This window comes from Kitasatospora sp. NPDC041988 (assembly GCF_055588525.1).
Map to the genome: position 1 here is coordinate 80969 of NZ_JBVJCO010000031.1, position 21781 is coordinate 102749.

Here is a 21781-nt window from a genome sequence, read left to right on the forward strand (position 1 = left end):
GGCATTGCGGTGGAACGGGCATGGGTGTGGCGCCCCGGCCACCCGTCCCCACGAGTTACCCGGCCGCAGGGCGCCACGTTCGGCAGATTATGTCAGCGACTGCCATTCGGCAAACGCTGACGAGTGTCCTGCACTGACATTTGTCAGACCGCTACAGTTGTGCTCCTGCACCCCAGCCGAACCCATCGCCCGGAAGGCCCCCGCCATGGCCGCTCAACCCTCGCCCGCCGCCAGCTCCCCGGCGGCCGGCAGAACCGCCGGCCGCGACGGGACCACCGACGGCACCGGCCCGGGCCTGCGCGAACGCAAGAAGCAGCAGACCAGGGACGCCCTGATCGAGGCCGCCCACCGGCTCTTCCTGAGCCAGGGCTTCGCCCGGACGACCGTGGACGAGATCGCCGCCGCCGTCGACGTCTCCCAGCGGACCTTCTTCCGCTACTTCGCCAACAAGGACGAGGTCGCACTCGCCGTCCTGGCCGACGCCGAGGACTACTTCATCGACCGGCTCCGCCGGCGCCCCGCCGAGGAGAACCCGATCCAGGCGCTGCGCGCCGCCATCGTCGAGTCCTGGCGCGAGCTCGGCTCCCCGCTGCACACCGGCCCCGGCTCGGTCACCAGCGCACTGGAGCTGCTCGCGATGATCGAGGAATCACCCACCCTGCTCGCCGCCCACCTGTGCCGGGTCACCGAGCAGGAACGCGTGGTGGCCCAGGTGATCGCGGCCCGCGAGGGACTGGATCCGGCCGAGGACCTGCGCCCCACGGTGATCGCCGCCGTCTTCGGCAGCGTGCTGCGCGCGGCCCACCTGTCCTGGACCGCCGACCAGGAGGAGTCCGGCCCGGAGGGCATGATCGCCCTGATCGGGCGTTACTTCGACCAGCTGGGACCGGCGTTGGCCGGTGACTGGCGGCGCTGAGACCCGCATGTCATACCGGGGTACTACGGCCGGATCCAGCCCCTGGTCCGACGCCGGAGCGCCCCGGCCCGCCTACCCTGGCGGGATGATCGATCCGCCCGCCGGGCCGGCCCGGGGCGGCGGCCGGCTGCCCGCCCTGCTCGCCCCGCTCATCCGCCCCTCCGCCGACCACACCCCGCTGCTGGCCCACGCCTCCCGCCGCTGGGTCCGCTACCTGCCCTACGCCTTCGCGGTGGCAGCGCTCTCCTCCCTGCTGCCCAGCGCGATCAACGTCCTCACCGACGACTACGGGCTCAACGCCGGGCTCGCCGCGGGGCTCGCCGTCGGACAGACCGTGCCCCTGCTGCTGGCGGTGAGCCGCCCGCTGCCCGCCTGGTGGATGATCGGCGGCGCCGACCTGCTGACCTCCCTGCTGATCCTCACCACGGGGAGGGACACCGACGCCCCCTTCCCCTGGCCGGCCACCGGCCTGGTCGGCTACCTGTTCCTGATGCTGCCGCTCGCACTCCGCGAACGCCGGCGCACCCTGGTCTCCGTCTGGCTGGTCACCGGCACCGTGAGCCTCGTGCTCTCGGCGATCGCCCCCGGCAGCCGCTTCGGCGGCGACAACAGCCTGCTGGCGGTGGCCCTGACCGGCGCCGTGCTGGTACTCGGCGGGGCCCTGCGGGAACGGGCGGAGGCCCAACGCCTGCTCGCCGAGCAGGAGCACATCAGCGAGGCCGAGCGCGAGCGGCGCACCCTGCTGGAGGAGCGCGCCCGGATCGCCCGTGAACTGCACGACGTGGTCGCCCACCACATGTCGGTGATCGCCGTGCAGGCGGCCAGTGCCCCGTACCGGATACCCGAGGTCCCGCCGGAGGCCGCCGAGGAGTTCGGCGCCATCGCCGGCACCGCCCGCGAGTCGCTGGCCGAGATGCGGCGGCTGCTGGGCGTGCTGCGCAGCGAGGAGTCCACCGCCGAGAAGGCGCCGCAGCCCGGGGTCGGGCAGCTGGGCCAGCTGGTCGAGACGGTCGGCCGGGCCGGGGTGGCGGCCGAGCTCGCCGCGCCGCCGGAGCTGGCCGGCACCCTGCCGCCGGCCGTCGACCTCTCCGTCTACCGGATCGTGCAGGAGGCGCTCGCCAACGTCGTCCGGCACGCGCCCGGCGCGCAGACCTGGGTCTCGCTGGCCGTCGACGACCAGGGCCTGCTGGTCACCGTGGTGAACGGCGCCCCGCCCGCGCGCACCGAGTCGCTGGAGGCCTCGGTCGAGGGCACGGGGCAGGGACTGGTCGGAATGCGCGAACGCGTCCGGCTGCTGGATGGCAGGCTGGACACCGGCCCGCTGCCCGACGGCGGCTTCAAGGTGGCCGCCGTCCTGCCGCTCGACACCCCGGGGGAGACACCCGTATGACCATCCGCGTGATCATCGTCGACGACCAGGCGATGGTGCGGGCGGGCTTCGCCGCCCTGCTGAACGCCCAGAGCGACATCGACGTGGTGGGCGACGCGGCGGACGGCGCGCAGGCCCTGGAGGTGAGCGGCCGCACCCACCCTGACGTGGTGCTGATGGACGTCCGGATGCCCGGCATGGACGGCCTGGAGGCGGCCCGCCGGCTGCTCGACCCGGCAGTCCCCGGCGCGCACCGCCCCAAGGTCCTGATGCTGACCACCTTCGACGTGGACGACTACGTGTACGAGGCGCTGCGTGCCGGGGCGAGCGGCTTCCTGCTCAAGGACGCGCCCCCGGCCGACCTGATCGCCGCCGTCCGGGTGGTCGCGGCCGGCGAGGCGCTGCTCGCCCCCTCGGTGACGCGCCGGCTGATCGAGGACTTCGCCCGGACCAAGCCCGCCAAGCGCCGCGACCCCAAGCTGCGGCTGAACGGCCTGACCCCGCGGGAGACGGAGGTGCTGGAGCTGATCGCCCGCGGCCTGTCCAACCAGGAGATCGCCGCCGGGCTGGTGCTCGCCGAGCAGACCGTCAAGACCCACATCGGCCGCATCCTCGCCAAGCTCGGCCTGCGCGACCGCGCCCAGGCGGTGGTCCTCGCCTACGAGTCCGGACTGGTGACGCCGGGTCAGTGACGCCGGTGAGCCACTCGCCCGCTCGCCCCGGGCGCTCCTGACCCGGCACCGGTGCCCGACGCTCCCCGCCCCTCCCTCACCCCCTCTCCTCCCCCTCCCTCGCCCCCTCTCCTCCCGGTACCGGCGCGCCCTTCGGCCCGGGGCGGAGGTGATACCCGGGTAGCACCCGGGAGTTGGCCCCGCGGTGTGACGTCCGCGGGGCCGTCGCATTTCTACCTTCCTCTCCGTCGAGACCGAACGGACAAGGGAGAAACCGAAGATGCGGCAGCCGCGCACCCACCACAGGCCCCGTCGGTTCCGGCGGGCGGTCGCCGCCGCCGCGGTGGCCCTGGCCGCCGTCCTGGGCGCGGGCGGCTGGGCCGCCGACACCCAGCAGGCGGTCACCGGCCCGCCGCCCGGCAGCGCGGCCTGGGTCGCGGACACCACCCTCGGCCTCCGGCTGCCCGACCCGGCGACCGCCTCCCCCGCCGAGGTGGCCGCCTTCTTCGGCCGGCTGCCGGCCGGCCCGCAGGACGCGCTGGCCGTCCGTCACCCGCTGGTGGTCGGCAACCTGGACGGCGCCCCGGTCGCACTCCGGTACCGGGCCAACGCGCTGGCGCTGGCCGAGGAACGCGAGCGCCAGCTGGCCCGCGCCGCCGACCCGGCGCTCACCCCGCAGGACCACACCGCCGCCCGCGACCGCGCCGAGCGCTACCGCACCCTGCTCGACGGCGGCCGGCAGATCCTCGCCTTCGACCCGCGCGGCCGCGGCCAGGTCGCCGAGGTCTACGGCGATCTCGCCACCGCCCGCCGGACGGCCGTGATCGTCCCCGGCTCCGACATCGACCTGCACGACTACGACCGGCCGGGCGACCCGTACGGCAGCCCGGCCGGGATGGCCCGCGCGCTGTACGAGGCCACCGGCCGGCAGACCGCCGTGATCGCCTGGGCCGGCTACACCACCCCGGTCGGCGTCGGCCCGGACGCCGCCACCGAGACGCTCGCCCACGCCGGGGCGCCGCGGCTGGCCCGGCTGCTCGACGGGCTCACCGTCTCCACCGTCCCGGCGGCGCCCGCCACGGTGTTCTGCCACAGCTACGGCTCGGTGGTCTGCGGGCTGGCCGGCCTCGGACCGCGGCAGACCTCCGGCGTGGTGGTGCTCGGCTCCCCCGGTATGGGCATCGGCTCCGCGGCCGACCTCGACCCCCGGGTGCCGCTCTGGGCCGTCGAGCGCAACGGCTCCGACTGGATCGCCAACGTGCCCAACGTCTCGGTCCTGGGCCTCGGCCACGGCGCCGACCCGACCGCCCCCGGCTTCGGCGCCCGCCCGCTGCCCGCCACCGGATCCCACGGCCACACCGGCTACTTCGCCCCCGGCACCGCCTCGCTCGCGGCCTCCGCCGCCGTCGCCCTCGGGCGTGTCTGACAACTCCCGCCCGGCGCGCGGCGTCGGGGCACTCCCCAAGCCGCTGAACCCGCCGTAGGCACCCCACCCCGACCAGCAGAAGGAGCACCGCCGTGGCCCGCCCGCTCACCGCCCTGCGCCGCGCCGCCGACCAGGTCGACGTCCGCACCCCCGAGACCCGCGACCGCGCCCTGGACGGCCTGCGCGCGCTCGCCCTGCTCGCCGTGCCGATCGGGCACTGGATGCTCGGCGGCTTCACCCTCTCCGCCGACGGCGCGCTGCACAACGCCAGCCCGCTGAGCTCGCTCGGCTTCCTCTCCCCGGCCAGCTGGGTGCTCCAGATGCTCGGTGTCTTCTTCCTGGTGGGCGGCCACTCGTCGGTCCGCTCGCTGGACCGGGCGCGGGCCAAGGGGGTCGGCTACGCCGGCTGGCTGCGCGGCCGGGCGGTGCGGCTGCTGCGCCCGGTGCTCGGGGTGGCTGCCGTCTGGGCGCTGCTGATCCCGCTGCTGGAGCGGCTCGGCGTCCCGGGCGACACCGTCCGGACCGGCTCGGTGCTGGTGGTGCAACCGCTCTGGTACATCGCCGTCTACCTGGGGCTGACCGCGCTCAGCCCGCTCTGCGTCGCCGCCGCCCGGCGGCTGGGCGGCTGGTCGGCGGGCATCCTGGCCGCGGTGGTCGCCGTCGTCGACCTGCTCCGGTACGGCCCGTGGGCCGAGGCCGTGCCGTCCTGGACCGGGCTGCTGAACATCCTGCCGGGGTGGCTCTTCGGCTACCAGCTGGGCGTGCTCTGGGCTCGGGAGCAGCTCGGCCGCCGGGCGGCGCGGCTGCTGCTGTTCGGCGGCGGCGCCCTGTTCGCCGTGCTGCTGCTGGCCTTCCACTACCCGGCGAGCATGGTCGGCGTGCCCGGCGCCGAGCGGACCAACTCGCACCCGCCGTCCCTGCTGGTACTGGCGCTGGCGGCGCTGCAGTGCGGCGCCGCGGTGCTGCTGCGCGAGCGGCTCGGCCGGCTGCTGAAGCGCCGTCCGCTGCTCTGGCTTCCGGTGGTGACGGTCAACCTCTCGGCGATGACGATCTTCTGCTGGCACCAGAGCGCGATGCTCGCCGTCGCGGTGCCCGGCGCGGCCGGCCTGGGCACGGTGCCCGGGCTGACCGGCGCCCCCGACTCGCTCGGCTGGGTGGCCGCCCGGCTGGCGCTGCTTCCGCTGTTCGGCGCCGTACTGGTCGCGATCGGGTGGTTCACCCGCCGCTTCGACGGCCCGTGGACGGCGTTCTCCCGCACCTGGAAGGCGGTGGCCGGCGCGGCGGCGGCGCTGTTCGCCGCGTACGCGCTGGGCGTGGTCTGAGCGGGCGGCCGGCGGCGGGAGCTGACGGGGCGTGAGCCGTTCGGGCCCACGCCCCGTTCGCCTGCGACACGCGCCCCACCAAAGCAGGGCATCCGCATGCGAACCACCACGCGCTGTGATGTCCTGTGACGGTCGGCAACCGCCGCTGCGCCCGCGCCCGCCCACGGCCCGTCCGCCCCGCGCTCGCCGGCCCTTCTCTCGACGTCCCCCCTCACGAGGAGTCCCATGTCCCTGTCCCCACCGCGGCCGCGGCACCGGCCGCGGGCCCGCCGCCGGCTGTCCGCCGTCGCCACGGCCCTGGTCTGCGCGCTGACCACCGGTACCGTCCTGGCCGCCGCCGCGCCGGCCGCCGCCCTGGTCCTGGGCCACGGCGGCGCCGACGACGACCTGGCCCCGCACGTCACCTCACCCCGGGTGCTGGCCGAAATGCGGGACGACGAGGTCGCGGCGCTCGGCCAGGAGCACGCCGAGGAGCACGCCCGCATGCGGGCGGCCATCCGCGGCATCGGCGACTACCCGCAGACCACCCGGACCAACCGGCTCAAGGCGCTGACGGACTCCCAGACCACCACCAACGCCGGCTTCGACCCGACCGTCTTCGGCGCGTTCAGCCAGTACTTCTCCTCGCCCGACTTCGGCGACCACATCGCACTGCTGCCCACCGGCAAGGTGCTGGTGTTCTCGTTCGAGCGGATCGAGACCAACCCGGAGAAGGAGCCCGCGCCGACCCAGACCACCGGCAAGGAGAACGCCGGCCGGGCCTTCCTCTGGGACCCGGTGATGGGCTACGGCACGGACGCCTTCAAGCAGGTCACCCCGCCGATCGTCGACATGCCGGACGGGCTGAACGAGCCCCGCCCCGCCCCGTTCTTCTGCTCCGGCCACTCGTTCCTGCCCAACGGCATGCTCGGCGTGTTCGGCGGCAACCTGGGCGGCAACGGCGGTACCGGCGCCAAGCTCTCGCTGATCTTCGACCCTTGGACCGAGACCTGGACCAAGAACCCGGACATGTCGGTGGGCCGCTGGTACCCGTCCGTGGTGACCGGCGCCGACGGCCGCCAGCTGATCATGTCCGGCCAGTCCGAGCTGGGCTGGGGCACCCCGACCCCGGTGGTCGAGCGCTTCCCCGCCAAGGGCTACCCGGTGCCCTCGCTCAAGACCGAGATCCCGAAGAACACCCCGGTGGACCGGTTCAAGGCCGACGCCCCGTTCACCCTGGACTACCCGCACCTGTTCTCGCTCAACGACGGCAACATCTACGGCTTCGGCCGCCAGGCCAACGAGCAGTGGAAGTTCGACCCGGTCGCCGAGTCCCGCAGCGACCTGGCGCCCCGCCCGGACGGCCGCAAGCGCAACTACGGCTCGGCCGTCATGCTGCCGGGCGGCCCGAACGGCCCGGACTCCGCGCTGGTCCTCGGCGGCGACCGCGACAACCCGAGCACCCTGCGCTTCTCCAACGGCAGTTGGACCGCCGAGAAGTCACGGGCGTTCGGCCGCACCCAGGACGACACCATCCTGCTGCCCGACGGCAAGCTGATGACCGTCAACGGCGCGTACGACATCCGCGACTACGGCAACGGCCCCTACAACCCGAACGCCGACCTCAAGTACCGCCAGATCGAGCTGCGCGACGCCCAGGGCAACTGGAAGCTCGGCCCGGTCCAGCGGCTGCCGCGCGGCTACCACTCCAACGCCGTGGTGCTGCCGGACGGCCGCGTCATGGTGACCGGCGACGAGCTCCAGCAGCTCGCCAACAACCCGGACATCAACGGCACGGTGAGCGGCATCCCCGGCACGTCGGGCCCCGTCACCATGGACGGCACCATCGAGATCTACGAGCCCGCCTACCTCCACCAGGGCAACCGCCCCTCGCTCGACCGGGCCCCCACCACACCGGTCGGCTACGACAAGAAGTTCCTGGTCACCACCTCGACCCCGGAGCGCGCGTCCAAGGCCGTCCTGCTGGCGCCGACCACCTCCACCCACTCGGTCAACACCAGCCAGCGCCAGATCGAACTGCGGCTCAGCAGCCGGGCCGGCAACCGGCTGGAGCTCCAGGCGCCGCCGGACGCCAAGGCCGCGCCTCCCGGCTGGTACATGCTCTTCCTGCTCAACGACGAGGGCGTGCCCAGCGTCGCGCAGTGGGTGCAGCTCAGCTCCTCGGCCTGATCCCCCTCACCCCATCCCCACCCCGGAGGAAACCCCCCATGGCAACGGATCTGAGACTGCGCACGAGTGACGAGATCCAGGGCGACGTCGTCGCCGGCTTCAAGAAGGACAACGTCACGCTGCTGTTCCTGAAGTTCGAGGACGCGGCCCGGGCCCGCAGCTGGCTGCGCGTGCTGGCCCCGCAGATCGCCACCACCCGCCAGGTCGCCGACTTCAACGAGGCGTTCAGCGATGCCCGGAAGTCCTCGGGCGGCGACGACCCCAAGACGCTCAAGGCCACCTGGCTGGGCGTCAGCCTCACCTACGAGGGGATGCGCCAGCTCTCCGCCACCGACCCGTTCGAGAAGGCCCCGCCGCCCGGCAGCGGCCTGGAGGCGTTCAAGGAGGGCTCGGCCAAACGGGCCGGCGCGCTCGGCGACACCGGCGACAACTCCCCGGAGAACTGGCTCTTCGGCAACGGCAAGAACCAGCCCGTGCACGCGGTGCTGACGATCGCCTCGGACACCGAGGCCGACCTCGCCGCCGCCGTCACCGCCCAGCGCGAGGCTGCCGCCGAGGCCAAGATCGTGATCATCTTCCAGCAGAACGCGAAGACCCTGCTCGGCAGCCGCCGCGGCAAGGAGCACTTCGGCTTCAAGGACGGGATCAGCGAGCCCGGCATCCGCTTCTTCGACCGGCCGAACCCGAACAACGAGGACGAGGTCGAGAACCACCCCGGCACCCGGATCATCCCGGCCGGCGAGTTCGTCGTCGGCGAGCAGCCCGCCCCCGGCAGCTTCACCGACTTCCCCGAGTGGGCGCGCAACGGCTCCTTCCAGGTGGTCCGCCGCCTCGCCCAGGACGTCCCCGGCTGGTGGTCGCAGATCTCGGTCAAGCTCAAGGAGCTGAAGCAGGCCAAGGCCGTCCCGGACACCGCCACCGCCGAGTGGCTGGCCGCCCGGCTGGTCGGCCGCTGGCGCTCCGGCGCGCCGGTCTGCAAGCACCAGGACCGGGACGTCCCGAACAACCCGAGCGCCTCGTCCGACAACGACTTCGACTTCCGGGACGACCTGGAGGGCCTGGTCACCCCGCTCTTCTCGCACCTGCGCAAGACCAGCCCGCGCGCCGGCCTGCAGGCACCCAACCCGAGCGTGCCGCCGTTCCCCGCCAAGGAGCTCGACGGCCGCCGGATCATGCGGCGCGGCGCCCCCTACGGGCACCCGTTCGACCCGGCCTCCGAGGGGCCCGGCGGCCCGGACGACCCGCGCGGCCTGCTGTTCGTCTGCTACCAGGCCGACATCGCCCGGCAGTTCGAGTTCATCCAGGCCGACTGGATGGACCAGCCGGACTTCCCGCCCGGCCGCAACCCGCAGCCCGGCAAGGACCCGGTGACGCAGGAGGCCGACGACGTCGACTTCGAGAGCCGCGGCCCCGACGGCGCGATCAAGCACACCCCGCTGAGCTTCCAGCAGTTCGTCCAGACCCAGGGCTCGGTGTACGCGTTCGCGCCGTCCATCAGCACCCTGAAGGCGCTCGCCGACGGGCGGCTCACCGGGCAGTCGCAGGGCCAGCAGGGCGGCCAGACCACCCCGCAGCCCGGCAGGGCGTACCCGGCCGACGACTTCGTCGCCGTGCCGGACCAGTGGCGCAAGGGCGGGCAGAGCCAGTTCTGGGCCTGCCACGGCGACCAGTACCGGAAGATCTCGGTGGCCGACGGCTCCGCGCACACCGACCGCACCGTCAAGGGCGACGGCCGGCTGAGCAGCCACCCGTGTTTCCAGGGAATCGGCCGGATCGACTGCGTGCTGCCGATGCCCGACCTGCAGAACCCCGGCGGCAAGAGCTGGTACTGGGTGTTCCACAGCACCGGCGGCAAGCAGCAGTACCGCGCCGTCTCGATCACCTGCGGCAGCAACCACAGCGGCGCGCTGGAGCGCCCGGACCGCGACCTGACGGCCTGGGGCTCGCTCGGCGGCGTCGGCCGGGTGGACTGCTTCCTCCCTGTGCCGGACCAGCAGCGGGTCGGCGGCAAGAGCTGGTACTGGGTGTTCCACACCACCGGCGGCCGCCAGCAGTACCGGCTGGTCTCGATCGCCGACGGCGCCGCCCACACCGACATCTGCGAGCGCACCGACCGCGAGCTCTCCCAGTGGGGCTCGCTCAACGGGGTCTCCGCGGTGGGCTGCTTCCTGCCGGTGCCCGACTGCCAGCGGGTCGGCGGCAAGAGCGAGTACTGGGTGTTCCACGGCGAGAACTACCGGCGGATCTCGGTCTCCGACGGCAGCGGCCACCCGGACCGCCAGGTCGCCGGCGACCGCTCCTGCGACGCCTGGAACTCGCTGCTCTGAGCCCTCCGTCCGGAGATCCCCGGCCGGAGAAGTCCCCGGTCGCAGAAGACCCCCGCCCCCGGTACGCGCCACGTACCGGGGGCGGGGGCGCTCCGGGGCGGGCACGCCCTAGGCTGCCGCCATGGTGACGTTCGACGAATTCCGGGCGATGGCGCTCGTACTGCCCGAGGCCGAGCAGCAGCCCACCTGGGAGATCGAGACCCTGAGGGTCCGTACGAAGATCTTCGCGATGGGCTCCCCGGACGGCGAGACCGTCAGCGTCAAGGCCTCCCGGGAGGACCAGACCGAGCTGCTCGCGGCCGAGCCCGAGGTGTTCTCCTACCCCAAGTACGTCGGCCGGCACGGCTGGGTCGGGGTCCGGCTCGACCGGGTCGACCCCGAGGAGCTGCGGGACCTGCTCACCGAGGCCTGGCGGCTGACCGCGCCGAAGCGGCTGGTCAGGGAGTTCGACGCGGACACCGCCCGCTGAGACCTCCGTGACGCCGGCCGGATACCTCCGGTTCATGTGATCCATCCCACAGTTTGAGGCGCCCCGGCACTCCGCCGCGCGCCCTAGGCTTGCGCAGGGAACAGCAGTCGAATGTTGGCAGGCGTACCACCCTCCGGGCCCCGCCCGTGGAACGGTCACGGGCCCCTAGGGAGTTGACGCGATGCGCCGTCGGCGGTGGAAGCGTGTACTGATCGGTGCCTTCGCAGGGTGTGCCGTGCTCGCCGATGCCGGCGCCGCCGCGGCCCAGGCCGCCGCCTCCACCGAACAGTTGGCGATCTCCACGCCCCCGGCCGGCAGCAGCGCCTGGGTACAGGACCACTCCTTCGGCCGCAGCCTGCCCGACCCGGCCGTCACCACGCCGGCCGCCGCCGCCGAGTTCTTCGACTCGCTGGCGCCCACCGAGCTGGACCGGCTGATCCAGGACTACCCGCTGGTGGTCGGCAACTTCGACGGTGCCCCGGTCGAGCTGCGCTACCGGGCCAACCGGATCGCGCTCACCGCCGAACGCGACCGCGCCCGGGCCCGCGCCGCCGACCGGAACGTCGACTCCGACCTGCGGGCGCTGGCCGTCTCCCGGGCCAACGACGTCGACCACCTGCTGGCCCCCGATCGCCAGGTCCTCGCCTTCGACCCGCGCGGCCGCGGACTGGTCAGCGAGGTCTGGGGCGACCTCGCGGACGCCGACCGGATCTCCGTCGTCGTACCCGGCTCGGACGCCGACCTCGGCCACTTCGACCAGGCCGTCGACCCGCTGCGTTCCCCCGCCGGGATGGCCCGCGCGCTGTACGCCGAGGAGCGCCGGCAGTCGCCCGGCACCCGGACCGCGGTGATCGCCTGGACCGGCTACGTCACGCCCTCCGGGCTCGGCCCGGACGCCGTCACCTCCCGGCTCGCCGACGTCGGCGCGCCCCGGCTGGAGCGGCTGCTCGCCGGGCTCAAGGAGACCACCCGGCCGGACGCTCCGCCGTCCCTGCTCTGCCACTCCTACGGCTCGGTGGTCTGCGGCACCGCCGCCCCCGACATCCCGCGGGCGGGCGCCTCGCCGTCCGACACCTCCGGCGTCACCGACCTGATGGTGTTCGGCAGCCCCGGCATGGGCGTGCAGAGCACCGCCGAGCTGGGCGCCGGCGTCCACGTCTGGGCCACCCGCAACGGCAGCGACTGGATCGGCAACGTGCCCTACCTGGAGGTCGGCGGACTCGGCCACGGAGCCGACCCGACCTCGGCCGACTTCGGCGCCGAGCAGATCTCCTCGGCCCGCTCCTCCGGCCACAACGGCTACTTCACCGAGGGTACCGACAGCCTGCACAACTTCGCGGCCATCTCGCTCGGCCACTACCAGGACGTGGTCCACCCGGCCCCGGAGGCGTGAGGCCCGGGGGCCGTCAGTCCCGGTAGAGCCGGGCGGCCTCGGCGGCCGCACGGGCCAGCTCCCGGCGGGCCGCCGGCGGCGAGAGCACCTCGGCGTCCGGGCCGAAGGAGAGCAGCGCGCGGACCGACGGCAGCACCTGGAACCCCATCGCCAGCTCGACCCACTCCTCGGGGGTCCCGGTGCCCGCGTCGGGCGGCGGGGGCGCGGTGAGCCGGGCGCCGTGGATCCGGAGGAAGAGGTCCAGCCGCCCGCGCCGCACCCGGACCTTCACCGGCACCTCCTTCGGCAACCGCTCGACCTGCTCGCGCAACACCGCCCAGGCCTCGCCGAGCCCCACCCCCGGGCGGCGGCGCACCGGCTCCTCGGCGGTCTCGGCGGCGAGCACCCGGTCGGCCCGGAACAGCCGGGGCTCGCCGCGCAGGTCGGCGACCAGGTACCAGACCGAGGCCTTGGAGACGAGGCCGTACGGGTCGACGGTGTACTCGACCGGGGCCGGCGTGCCGCTGTGCCGGTAGCGCAGCCGCAGCCGGCGGTCGGCGAAGACGGCGTGCTGCAACTCGCCGAGGTCCGGGCAGGCGGGGGCGCCCGGCTGGAGCCAGCGGGCCGGGTCGACCAGGACGCGTTCGCTGATCCGCTCCGCGGCCGGGCGGTGCGGGGCGGGCAGCGCGGCCATCACCTTGCGCAGCGCCGAGCCGAGCGCGCCGTCGAGCCCGAGGTCGCTGTGCGCGCCCTGGGCGGAGAGCACGAAGAGGGCGCGCGCCTCGTCCGCGGTGAGACCGCTGACGTCGGTGCGGTAGCCGGGCAGCAGCGCGATCCCGCCGTGCCGGCCCCGCTCGGTGTAGACCGGGACGCCGGCCGCGGAGAGCGACTCCACATCGCGGTAGATGGTGCGGACCGACACCTCCAGGCGGTCGGCCAGTTCGGTGGCGGACACCCGGCCGCGGGTCTGGAGCAGCAGCAGGATCGAGAGCAGGCGGTCGGCCTTCATGTCGGAAGGATCCCAGGAAGCCTGACGCTCCCTGTCAGGTTTTACCGGGAGATTGCCTCCGGGAGGGAAACCCGTTCCGTGTCCGGGCCGGGGGCGGGCCAGCGGCCCACGCCCGGGGCCGCCGCTATTCGCGGCCGACCGAGGTGAAGGCCATGTCCGGGTAGCGGTCGCCGGCCACCTTGCCGGAGATCGGCTCCAGCACGGCCAGCTCCTCGGCGGTCAGCCGGAGCGTGGCGGCCGCGGTGTTCTCGGCGAGCCGGCTGCGCCTGCGGGTGCCGGGGATCGGCACGACGGTCAGACCGTGCACCTCGGCCCGCTGGTGCGCCCAGGCGAGCGCCACCTGCGCGGCGGTGATCCCACGAGCCGCCGCGATCTCCCGGATCGGCTCGACCAGCGCGAGGTTGGCCGCGGCGTTGGCCCCGTGGAACCGGGGCTGGGTCCGGCGCACGTCGTCCTCGGCCAGCTCCTCGGCGGCGGCGAAGGAGCCGGTGAGGAAGCCGCGCCCGAGCGGCGAGTACGGCACGAAGGCGACGCCGAGCTCGGCGGCGGCCCGCACCGCCGAACGCTCGACGTCCCGGGCGAAGACCGACCACTCGGACTGCAGGGCCGCGATCGGGTGCACCGCGTACGCCTCGCGCAGCTCGGCGCCGGTCACCTCGGAGAGCCCCAGGTGGCGTATCTTGCCGGCCGCCACCAGCTCGGCCATCGTGCCCACCGACTCGGCGATCGGCACGGCCGGGTCCCGGCGGTGCATGTAGTAGACGTCGATCACGTCGACGCCGAGGCGGCGCAGCGAGGCGTCCACGGCGGCGCGGATGTACGCCGGGTCGTTGCGCACGGCCCGGTACAGCGGGTCGTCCGCCCGGCGCTCGACGCCGAACTTGGTGGCCAGCACCACCCGGTCGCGGTTGGCGCGGACGAACGGGCCGATCAGCTCCTCGTTGCGGCCGGCACCGTACTGGTCGGCGGTGTCGAAGAAGGTGACGCCGGCATCCAGCGCGGCGTCCAGGGTGGCGAGCGACTCGGCGGTGTCGGTCGGGCCGTAGAACTCGCTCATGCCCATGCAGCCGAGACCCTGGACGCCGACGGCCGGTCCGTCGGTGCCGAGCTGTGCGGTGGGGAGAGTGGGGAGGCTCATGCGCTCTTCTTCCTCTGCGGGCGGTCCGCCGGCTCGCCGCGGTCGGCGATCTTGCCGGCGTAGAGATCGATCTTGTAGTCGATGACGGCGAGGGTCGCGTGCAGGTCGGCGATCCGCTGCCGGACCTCCTCCCGGTGGGCGACCAGCAGGTCGCGCCGGTCCTCGAGGGTCTGCTCACCACGACGGGCCAGTTCGACGTACCGGAGCATGTCGGCCACCGTCATGCCGGTCAGCCGCAGCCGGCCCAGGAAGGCCAGCCGGTGCAGGTCGGCGTCGCAGTAGCGGCGCTGGCCGGAGGCGGAGCGGTCGACCGGGTCGAGCAGGCCGATCCGCTCGTACCAGCGCAGGGTGTGGGCGGTCAGTCCGCTGGCCGCCGCCACCTCGCTGATGCTGTGCCGGGGGGTGCGGTCCGGCTCTCCGAGCGGTGTGTTGAACACATCGGAACACGTCCGCAGGTCGACCTTGATCGGCGCGAGCATTGCCATGACCGGAACCCCCAGTGGTGAGCGGTGACCCGCGCGCTGGCGGGTCGGTACGACGCTAATGAGTTGGAGTGCACTCCAAGCAAGCCTGCCATCCAGGTGCTCCCGGTAACCGGCTCGCACTGTCCCGTTAGAGTCGGGCGCATGGAGAGCTTGCGGATGATCGAGACCTGGCCGGTGCCCCACGCCGCGGCGGCCGTGGTGAGGGGTGCGGACGGCGCGGTGCTGGGCGGGCACGGCCCGCAGGACCACCTGTTCCCGCTGGCGTCGGTGACCAAGCTGCTCACCTCGTACGCCGTACTGGTCGCGGTCGAGGAGGGCGTCTTCGAGCTGGACGACCCGGCCGGGCCGGAGGGCTCCACCGTCCGCCACCTGCTGGCGCACACCTCGGGCCTGGCCTTCGACGAGCACCGGGTGATGGCCGAGCCGGGCAACCGCCGGCTCTACTCCAACGCCGGCTTCGACGTGCTGGCGCAGACCCTCCAGCAGGCCTCGGGCATCGAGTTCGGCCGGTACGCCGCCGAGGCCGTGTTCGAGCCGCTCGGCATGCGCTCCACGCTGATCAACACCGCGCACAGGTCCCCCGCCGGGGCCGGCGGCCTCTCCACGGCGGCCGACCTCGCGCTGTTCGCGGCCGAGCTGCAGTCGCCCAAGCTGCTGGACCCGTCCACCGTGCGCGCGGCCACCCGCGAGGTCGCCTTCCCGGGCACCAGCGGCGTGCTGCCGGGCTTCGGCCACCGGCGGCCGAACGACTGGGGCCTCGGCTTCGAGATCCGGGACGGCAAGGCGCCGCACTGGACGGGGACCGCCAACTCCCCCGCCACCTTCGGCCACTTCGGCCAGTCCGGCACCTTCTTCTGGGTGGACCCGGAGGCCGGTGTGGCCTGCATCGCGCTCACCGACCGGGACTTCGGGCCGTGGGCCGCCGAGGTCTGGCCGCTGCTCAGCGACGCGGTGCTGGCCGGACTCCGCGCCTGAGCGCGGTCCGTCAGCCGTAGGAGACCGGCGAGTGCATCTCCCAGAGCAGCAGCTCGGCGCCGGTCTCGCCGGCCGTCGGGTCGGCGAAGGCCCCGCCGGTGATCCGGACGCTGTCGCCGGGTGCCATCGAGCGCCCGCCGCCCTGCGGTCCGGGCACCGTGCGGTAGCCCAGCGAACCCGCCGTCAGGTGCGCGTACCGCCAGGCGGCGGCCGGGAGTTCGGGCAGCGGCTGCCAGGGGCCGGCGGTGACCAGCCAGAGCGCGGCGTCGCTGCGGCGCAGCTTCAGGGCGTCAGTGCCGGAGTCCCGGTCCAGCCCGGAGGCGAGCAGTGTCAACCCGCCGTCCGCCGGTTCCACCCGGCGCAGCCCGTACGCCGGGGGCGCGTCGAACACGTCCGGCTGGAGCCACATCTGGACGAAGCGGACCGGCCCTTCGGCGCCGCCGACGTTGCGCTCGGTGTGGGTGACACCGGAGCCCGCGCTCAGGTGCTGGAGCATGCCCGGGCGGACGACGCCGCCGTGGCCGTGGGAGTCCCGGTGGGCCAGCGCGCCCTCCAGCACCCAAGTGAGGATCTCGGTGTCCCGGTGCTTGTGCTCGTCGAACCCGGCGCCGGGGGCGAGCAGTTCCTCGTTGCACGCGAGCAGCGCGCCGAAGTGCGTGTTCTTCGGGTCGTAGTGGCCCGAGAAGGAGAACGCGTGCCTGGTCTCGATGCCCTCGGCCGGGGCGGAGAGGTAGCGCTCGGCGGTACGGCGCAGGTCGGCGCGGGGGCGGGCGGGGGCGTCGGTCACGCGCCCCACGGTAGCCGGTGTGACGGTTGCCACCGTGCCGCTCCGCCGGGGGCTGTGCACGAGCAGTCACTCCGGTGAGGCAGTCTTGTCCTTGTGCCAGCCGCATCCGCGAACTCCAAGAGCGATCCCACCGCCGAGCCCGACCAGAACGGGATGGGCCCGGCCCCTGGGGCCGGCCGCGACCGGCCCGGCCGTGCGGCGCCACGCCTGACCGCACAGGAACGCAGACTCGCCGCCGACCGGGCCGAGCGCCGGGCGGCGACACTGAAGCGGCTGGAGAAGTCCTCCGGCAAGCTGGCCACCGCCGCGATCGCGAGGATGGACGACCAGCTCGGCTGGTACCGGCGGATGCCGCCGGAGCACCGCTCCTGGATCGGCCTGGTCGCCCAGGCCGGTATCGCCGCCTTCACCGAGTGGTACCGCCACCCCGACGCCCCGCAGGCGATCTCCACCGACGTCTTCGGCACCGCGCCGCGCGAGCTGACACGGGCGATCACCCTGCGCCAGACCGTCGAGCTGATCCGCACCACGATCGAGGTGATGGAGGAGGCCATCGAGGAGGTGGCCGCCCCCGGCGACGAGGCGGACATGCGCGAGTCCGTGCTGGTCTACGCCCGTGAGATCGCCTTCGCCACCGCCCAGGTATACGCCCAGGCGGCCGAGGCGCGCGGTGCCTGGGACGCCCGGCTGGAGGCGCTGGTCGTCAACTCGCTGCTCTCCGGCGATGCCGACGAGGGCGTGCTCTCCCGGGCCGCCGCGCTCGGCTGGGGCCAGCCGAGCCAGGTCCGGGTGGTGATGGGCAGCGCCCCGGACGGCGACAGCGAGCTGGTGGTGGAGGCGATCCGCCGGGCCGCCCGGTACGCCAAGCTGCACGTGCTGACCGGGGTGCTGGGCAAGCGCCTGGTGGTGGTGGTCGGCGGCGACAAGGAGCCGGTGCACGCGGCCCGGGCGCTGATCGGCCAGTTCGCGCCGGGCCCGGTGGTGGTCGGCCCGACCGTGTCCGACCTGCTGTCGGCGACCCGCTCCGCGCACGCCGCCGCGGCCGGCCTGCGGGCCTGTGCCGCCTGGCCGGACGCGCCCCGCCCGGTACTGGCCGACGACCTGCTGCCCGAACGGGCGCTCGCCGGCGACCAGGCGGCCCGCCGTCAGCTGGTGGAGGAGATCTACACACCGCTGGACGAGGCCGGCTCGGCACTGCTGGAGACCTTGAGTGTCTACCTGGAGCAGGCCTCCTCGTTGGAGGGAGCGGCCCGGATGCTCTTCGTCCACCCCAACACGGTGCGCTACCGGCTCCGACGTGTGACAGACGTCACGGGCTACGCTCCCTCCGACGTACGTTCGGCGTTCACGCTGCGTATCGCACTGGCGCTGGGACGACTCACGGCCGCCGGGGAGCCGAGCTGAGCCCGATGTAGGGAACTTACAATCCCGGATGCTTTTCTTCGTTACCGTCGCCTACCCGCCCCCGGGCGTCCGGCGAGAGAGGGTTGAACCGTGCTCGTAATCGTCGCCCCTGGACAGGGTGCCCAGACCCCCGGTTTCCTCAGCCCCTGGCTGGAGCTCGACGGTGTCGCCGACCGCCTCCGCGGGTGGTCGGAGGTCGCCGGGCTCGACTTGGTGCACGCCGGTACCCAGGCGTCCGCCGAGGACATCAAGGACACCGCCGTCGCCCAGCCGCTGCTGGTCGCGGCCGGCCTGGTGACCGCCCGAGAGCTGTTCCCCGACGAGGACCGCGCCCGTGCGCTGGTCGGCGCCGTGGCCGGCCACAGCGTCGGCGAGATCACCGCCGCCGCCGGTGCCGGCGTGCTCTCCGCCCATGACGCACTCACCTTTGTCCGCGAGCGCAGCCTCGCGATGGCCGAGGCCGCCGCGGCCACCGAGACCGGCATGATCGCCGTCCTGGGCGGCGAGCCGGAGGTCGTCTCGGCCAAGCTCGCCGAGCACGGCCTGACCGCGGCCAACAACAACGGCGGCGGCCAGATCGTCGCGGCCGGCACGGTGGCCCAGCTGGAGGCCCTGCAGGCCGACCCGCCGGCCGGGTCCCGGCTGATCGCGCTCAAGGTCGCCGGCGCGTTCCACACCGCGCACATGGCGCCCGGTGTCGAGCGGCTGGCCAAGCTGGCCCCGACCCTGCCGGTCGCGGACCCGAAGGTCGCCTACGTCTCGAACCAGGACGGCCAGGTCGTGGCATCCGGCGCCGAGGTGCTGGACCGCCTGGTGTCGCAGGTCTCCAACCCCGTCCGCTGGGACCTCTGCATGGAGACCCTGCGGGAGCTGGGCGCGACCGCCGTCATCGAGCTCGCCCCCGCGGGCACCCTCACCGGACTGGTCAAGCGCAACCTCAAGGGTGTGGCCACGCTTGCCCTCAAGACCCCCGCCGACCTGGACAAGGCCCGCGAGCTCGTCGCGGAGCACGGCGGTCAGGAGCAGCAGGCATGACCAAGCCCCAGATCAACCCCGTCACCGGTGCGCAGTACTCGCGCATCCACGGTGTCGGCGGCTACCGTCCGGTGCGGGTGATCCCGAACTCCGAGGTGCTGGACTGGATCGACTCCTCGGACGAGTGGATCCGCACCCGCAGCGGGATCGCCGAGCGCCGCTGGGCCGGCCCGGAGGAGACCGTCGCCGAGATGTCGGTGCAGGCCGCCGGCAAGGCCATCGCGCAGGCCGGGATCGACCCCGACCGGATCGGCGGCGTGATCGTCGCGACCGTCTCGCACCTCAAGCAGACCCCCGCGATCGCCACCGAGATCGCCGAGCGGCTGGGCTGCGGCACCGCCCCGGCCTTCGACATCTCGGCCGCCTGCGCCGGCTTCGGCTACGGCCTGGGCCTGGCCGACGGCATGGTCCGCGGCGGCAGCGCCGAGTACGTGCTGGTGATCGGCGTGGAGCGGCTCAGCGACCTGACCGACCAGTCGGACCGCTCGACCGCGTTCATCTTCGGTGACGGCGCCGGCGCCGCGATCGTCGGCCCGTCCGACACGCCCGGCATCGGCAAGGTCATCTGGGGCTCGGACGGCTCCCACAAGGACGTCATCTCGCAGACCCAGGCCTGGGACACCGCCTTCGCCAAGGAGGACGCCGTCAACGGGCCCGGCGACAACCCGGAGCAGGGTGCCAAGTGGCCCGCCCTGCGGATGGAGGGCCAGACGGTCTTCCGCTGGGCGGTCTGGGAGATGGCCAAGGTGGCCCAGCAGGCGCTGGACGCCGCCGGGGTGACCGCCGACCAGCTGGGCGCGTTCATCCCGCACCAGGCCAACATGCGCATCACCGATGCCATGATCAAGGCCCTCAAGCTGCCCGAGTCGGTGCCGGTCGCCCGCGACATCACCGAGACCGGCAACACCTCCGCGGCCTCCATCCCGCTGGCGATGGAGCGCATGCTGGAGAGCGGCGAGGCACGTAGCGGCGACCTCGCACTGATCATCGGGTTCGGGGCGGGTCTGGTCTACGCCGCGGCAGTCGTTACGCTCCCCTAGGCGCGTTTCGCCCCACCCCCATCAAAAGCCTGTGTCCGTCCGCCGGGCGGCCGCATTCACCACCGAAGAGGAGCAGCCAGTATGGCTACCAAGGACGAGGTCCTGGAAGGTCTCGCTGAGATCGTCAACGAGATCGCCGGCATCCCGACCGAGGACGTCGAGCTCGACAAGTCCTTCACCGACGACCTGGACGTCGACTCGCTCTCCATGGTCGAGGTCGTCGTGGCCGCCGAGGAGCGCTTCGACGTGAAGATCCCGGACGACGAGGTCAAGAACCTGAAGACCGTCGGCGACGCGGTGGACTACATCCTCGCCAACGCCTGAGCGTTCGACTCGTTCGACGCCTGATGTCGGCCGGCTCCCCGAGCCGGCCGACCCTCCGGCCGGACGCCCCTCCGGGCGCCCGGCCGGGCCCCACCTCCCGGCTCGCCGCCGAAACCCCGCAACGTGAGAGAAGAAGATCCAGTGACCGCTGAAAACCGTACCGTGGTAGTCACGGGTATCGGCGCCTTCACGCCGCTGGGCGGCGACGCCGCCACGACCTGGGAGAACCTGGTCGCCGGCCGCTCCGGCGTGGCTGCCCTCACCGAGGAGTGGGCCGCCGAGCTGCCCGTCCGGATCGCCGCGCGCACCGCGGTCGACCCGGGCGAGATCCTCCCCCGCCCGCTCGCCCGCCGGCTGGACCGCTCGGCGCAGTTCGCGCTGATCGCGGCCCGCGAGGCCTGGGCCGACGCCGGCTACGAGACCCCCGCCACCGACGAGTCGTCGAAGCTGGCCCCCGAGCGCCTGGGCGCCGTGATCGCCTCCGGCATCGGCGGTGTCACCACCCTGCTCGACCAGTACGACGTGCTGAAGGAGAAGGGCGTCCGCAAGGTCTCCCCGCACACCGTCCCGATGCTGATGCCCAACTCCCCGGCGGCCAACGTCGGCCTGGAGGTCGGCGCCCGTGCCGGTGTGCACACCCCCGTCTCCGCCTGTGCCTCCGGCGCCGAGGCGATCGGCTACGCGATCGAGATGATCCGTACCGGCCGCGCCGACGTCGTGGTGGCCGGCGGCACCGAGGCCGCGATCCACCCGCTGCCGATCGTGGCGTTCGCCAACATGATGGCGATGTCCAAGAACAACGACGAGCCGCAGCGCGCCTCCCGCCCGTACGACAAGGGCCGCGACGGCTTCGTGCTCGGCGAGGGCGCGGGCGTGGTCGTGCTGGAGTCGGTCGAGCACGCCGAGGCGCGCGGTGCCCGGATCTACTGCGAGGCGATCGGCCAGGGCCTGTCCTCAGACGCCCACCACATCGCCCAGCCCGAGCCGACCGGCGCCGGCGTGGCCCGCGCGCTGGCCGACCTGTTCGAACGCAACGACCTGAACAAGGCCGAGATCGTGCACGTCAACGCGCACGCCACCTCGACCCCGCAGGGTGACACGGCCGAGCTGAAGGCGCTGCGCAAGGAGCTCGGCGAGCACCTGGACCACATCGCCGTCTCGGCCACCAAGTCGATGACCGGCCACCTGCTGGGCGGCGCCGGCGGCATCGAGACCGTCGCCACCGTGCTGGCCCTGTACAAGCGGCTGGCCCCGCCGACCATCAACATCGAGGACCTGGACGACGACGTGGACGCGGACATCGTCCGGGACGAGCCCCGCCCGCTGCCCGAGGGCCGGATCGCCGCGCTGAACAACTCGTTCGGCTTCGGCGGCCACAACGTGGTGCTGGCCTTCCGTACCGTCTGAGACCGCTGACAGCAGAGGGGTGCGGGGGGGGGGGGGGGGGGGGGGGGCCCCCCCCGGTTTTGGGCGGAGCCCCCCGTGTCGCCACCAGAGCGGGCGACGGTCTCCCACCTCACCCGCAAGACCGCGCTTCCCTTTC

The 21781-nt window shown here is 73.7% G+C and carries 19 protein-coding genes; 15 read left to right on the forward strand and 4 right to left on the reverse strand.

Annotated elements, in window-relative coordinates:
* The first annotated feature begins 205 nt into the window (after nt 1–205).
* From ACZ6NC_RS27765 to ACZ6NC_RS27805, 9 genes are all read left to right on the forward strand, one after another.
* Nucleotides 206–916, forward strand: coding sequence for a TetR family transcriptional regulator (locus tag ACZ6NC_RS27765; protein WP_465736488.1), 711 nt, complete (start codon nt 206–208; stop codon nt 914–916).
* Nucleotides 917–1001: 85 nt separating this feature from the next.
* Nucleotides 1002–2306 (forward strand): sensor histidine kinase, encoded by a 1305-nt coding sequence (locus ACZ6NC_RS27770; protein ID WP_465736489.1) that lies wholly within the window; start codon nt 1002–1004, stop codon nt 2304–2306.
* The gene (locus ACZ6NC_RS27775; RefSeq protein ID WP_396319607.1) at nt 2303–2977 is read left to right on the forward strand and encodes a response regulator; all 675 of its coding nucleotides are present in this window, start codon (nt 2303–2305) and stop codon (nt 2975–2977) included. The genes ACZ6NC_RS27770 and ACZ6NC_RS27775 overlap by 4 nt, the downstream gene beginning before the upstream one ends.
* A 259-nt stretch (nt 2978–3236) precedes the next feature.
* Complete coding sequence (locus ACZ6NC_RS27780; RefSeq protein ID WP_465736490.1) at nt 3237–4382, forward strand: alpha/beta hydrolase; 1146 nt, start codon at nt 3237–3239, stop codon at nt 4380–4382.
* 92 nt (nt 4383–4474) lie between these two features.
* The gene (locus ACZ6NC_RS27785) at nt 4475–5704 is read left to right on the forward strand and encodes an acyltransferase family protein (protein WP_465736491.1); all 1230 of its coding nucleotides are present in this window, start codon (nt 4475–4477) and stop codon (nt 5702–5704) included.
* 225 nt (nt 5705–5929) lie between these two features.
* Nucleotides 5930–7873, forward strand: coding sequence for a galactose oxidase-like domain-containing protein (locus ACZ6NC_RS27790; protein WP_465736492.1), 1944 nt, complete (start codon nt 5930–5932; stop codon nt 7871–7873).
* Between the two features lie 38 nt (nt 7874–7911).
* Complete coding sequence (locus ACZ6NC_RS27795; RefSeq protein WP_465736493.1) at nt 7912–10200, forward strand: Dyp-type peroxidase; 2289 nt, start codon at nt 7912–7914, stop codon at nt 10198–10200.
* 121 nt (nt 10201–10321) lie between these two features.
* On the forward strand, nt 10322–10669 hold the full coding sequence (locus ACZ6NC_RS27800) for an MmcQ/YjbR family DNA-binding protein (protein WP_465736494.1): 348 nt from the start codon (nt 10322–10324) through the stop codon (nt 10667–10669).
* A 235-nt stretch (nt 10670–10904) separates the two neighbouring features.
* A complete protein-coding gene (locus ACZ6NC_RS27805) occupies nt 10905–12062 on the forward strand; it encodes an alpha/beta hydrolase (protein ID WP_465736495.1) in 1158 nt (385 codons plus the stop codon).
* 13 nt (nt 12063–12075) lie between these two features.
* Here the strand turns inward: ACZ6NC_RS27805 and ACZ6NC_RS27810 are convergent, their stop codons facing one another.
* The 3 genes from ACZ6NC_RS27810 to ACZ6NC_RS27820 form a co-directional block, all read right to left on the reverse strand.
* Entirely contained in the window at nt 12076–13050 is a 975-nt protein-coding gene (locus ACZ6NC_RS27810) for a helix-turn-helix transcriptional regulator (RefSeq protein ID WP_465736496.1), read from the reverse strand.
* 124 nt (nt 13051–13174) lie between these two features.
* Nucleotides 13175–14188, reverse strand: coding sequence for an aldo/keto reductase (locus tag ACZ6NC_RS27815; RefSeq protein WP_465736497.1), 1014 nt, complete (start codon nt 14186–14188; stop codon nt 13175–13177).
* Complete coding sequence (locus tag ACZ6NC_RS27820) at nt 14185–14673, reverse strand: MerR family transcriptional regulator (RefSeq protein ID WP_465736498.1); 489 nt, start codon at nt 14671–14673, stop codon at nt 14185–14187. The genes ACZ6NC_RS27815 and ACZ6NC_RS27820 overlap by 4 nt, the downstream gene beginning before the upstream one ends.
* Nucleotides 14674–14814: 141 nt before the next feature.
* On the opposite strand from ACZ6NC_RS27820, the gene ACZ6NC_RS27825 reads away from it, so the two are divergent.
* Complete coding sequence (locus ACZ6NC_RS27825; RefSeq protein ID WP_465736499.1) at nt 14815–15648, forward strand: serine hydrolase domain-containing protein; 834 nt, start codon at nt 14815–14817, stop codon at nt 15646–15648.
* A gap of 10 nt (nt 15649–15658) precedes the next feature.
* Here ACZ6NC_RS27825 and ACZ6NC_RS27830 read toward each other — a convergent pair whose 3' ends face one another.
* Nucleotides 15659–16435, reverse strand: coding sequence for a pirin family protein (locus tag ACZ6NC_RS27830; protein ID WP_465736500.1), 777 nt, complete (start codon nt 16433–16435; stop codon nt 15659–15661).
* Nucleotides 16436–16528: 93 nt separating this feature from the next.
* Between ACZ6NC_RS27830 and ACZ6NC_RS27835 the strand changes: the two genes are divergently transcribed.
* The 5 genes from ACZ6NC_RS27835 (at nt 16529) to fabF (ending at nt 21645) form a co-directional block, all read left to right on the forward strand.
* A complete protein-coding gene (locus ACZ6NC_RS27835; RefSeq protein ID WP_465736501.1) occupies nt 16529–17839 on the forward strand; it encodes a PucR family transcriptional regulator in 1311 nt (436 codons plus the stop codon).
* A 90-nt stretch (nt 17840–17929) separates the two neighbouring features.
* Entirely contained in the window at nt 17930–18874 is a 945-nt protein-coding gene (locus tag ACZ6NC_RS27840; protein ID WP_465736502.1) for an ACP S-malonyltransferase, read from the forward strand.
* Nucleotides 18871–19914 (forward strand): beta-ketoacyl-ACP synthase III, encoded by a 1044-nt coding sequence (locus ACZ6NC_RS27845; RefSeq protein ID WP_465736503.1) that lies wholly within the window; start codon nt 18871–18873, stop codon nt 19912–19914. Before ACZ6NC_RS27840 ends, ACZ6NC_RS27845 begins: the two co-directional genes overlap by 4 nt.
* Nucleotides 19915–19995: 81 nt before the next feature.
* Nucleotides 19996–20238: an acyl carrier protein gene (locus ACZ6NC_RS27850; protein WP_360183576.1), complete on the forward strand. Its 243-nt coding sequence runs from the start codon at nt 19996–19998 to the stop codon at nt 20236–20238.
* A 141-nt stretch (nt 20239–20379) separates the two neighbouring features.
* Complete coding sequence (gene fabF, locus ACZ6NC_RS27855) at nt 20380–21645, forward strand: beta-ketoacyl-ACP synthase II (protein ID WP_465736504.1); 1266 nt, start codon at nt 20380–20382, stop codon at nt 21643–21645.
* Nucleotides 21646–21781: the final 136 nt, after the last annotated feature.

What these genes read in the sequence shown, in the direction of transcription:
- ACZ6NC_RS27765 (WP_465736488.1), top strand. Translation starts at nt 206, where the DNA reads ATGGCCGCTCAACCCTCGCCCGCCGCCAGCTCCCCGGCGGCCGGCAGA.
- ACZ6NC_RS27770 (WP_465736489.1), top strand. Translation starts at nt 1,002, where the DNA reads ATGATCGATCCGCCCGCCGGGCCGGCCCGGGGCGGCGGCCGGCTGCCC.
- ACZ6NC_RS27775 (WP_396319607.1), top strand. Translation starts at nt 2,303, where the DNA reads ATGACCATCCGCGTGATCATCGTCGACGACCAGGCGATGGTGCGGGCG.
- ACZ6NC_RS27780 (WP_465736490.1), top strand. Translation starts at nt 3,237, where the DNA reads ATGCGGCAGCCGCGCACCCACCACAGGCCCCGTCGGTTCCGGCGGGCG.
- ACZ6NC_RS27790 (WP_465736492.1), top strand. Translation starts at nt 5,930, where the DNA reads ATGTCCCTGTCCCCACCGCGGCCGCGGCACCGGCCGCGGGCCCGCCGC.
- ACZ6NC_RS27795 (WP_465736493.1), top strand. Translation starts at nt 7,912, where the DNA reads ATGGCAACGGATCTGAGACTGCGCACGAGTGACGAGATCCAGGGCGAC.
- ACZ6NC_RS27800 (WP_465736494.1), top strand. Translation starts at nt 10,322, where the DNA reads ATGGTGACGTTCGACGAATTCCGGGCGATGGCGCTCGTACTGCCCGAG.
- ACZ6NC_RS27810 (WP_465736496.1), bottom strand. Translation starts at nt 13,050, where the DNA reads ATGAAGGCCGACCGCCTGCTCTCGATCCTGCTGCTGCTCCAGACCCGC.
- ACZ6NC_RS27815 (WP_465736497.1), bottom strand. Translation starts at nt 14,188, where the DNA reads ATGAGCCTCCCCACTCTCCCCACCGCACAGCTCGGCACCGACGGACCG.
- ACZ6NC_RS27820 (WP_465736498.1), bottom strand. Translation starts at nt 14,673, where the DNA reads ATGGCAATGCTCGCGCCGATCAAGGTCGACCTGCGGACGTGTTCCGAT.
- ACZ6NC_RS27825 (WP_465736499.1), top strand. Translation starts at nt 14,815, where the DNA reads ATGGAGAGCTTGCGGATGATCGAGACCTGGCCGGTGCCCCACGCCGCG.
- ACZ6NC_RS27845 (WP_465736503.1), top strand. Translation starts at nt 18,871, where the DNA reads ATGACCAAGCCCCAGATCAACCCCGTCACCGGTGCGCAGTACTCGCGC.
- ACZ6NC_RS27850 (WP_360183576.1), top strand. Translation starts at nt 19,996, where the DNA reads ATGGCTACCAAGGACGAGGTCCTGGAAGGTCTCGCTGAGATCGTCAAC.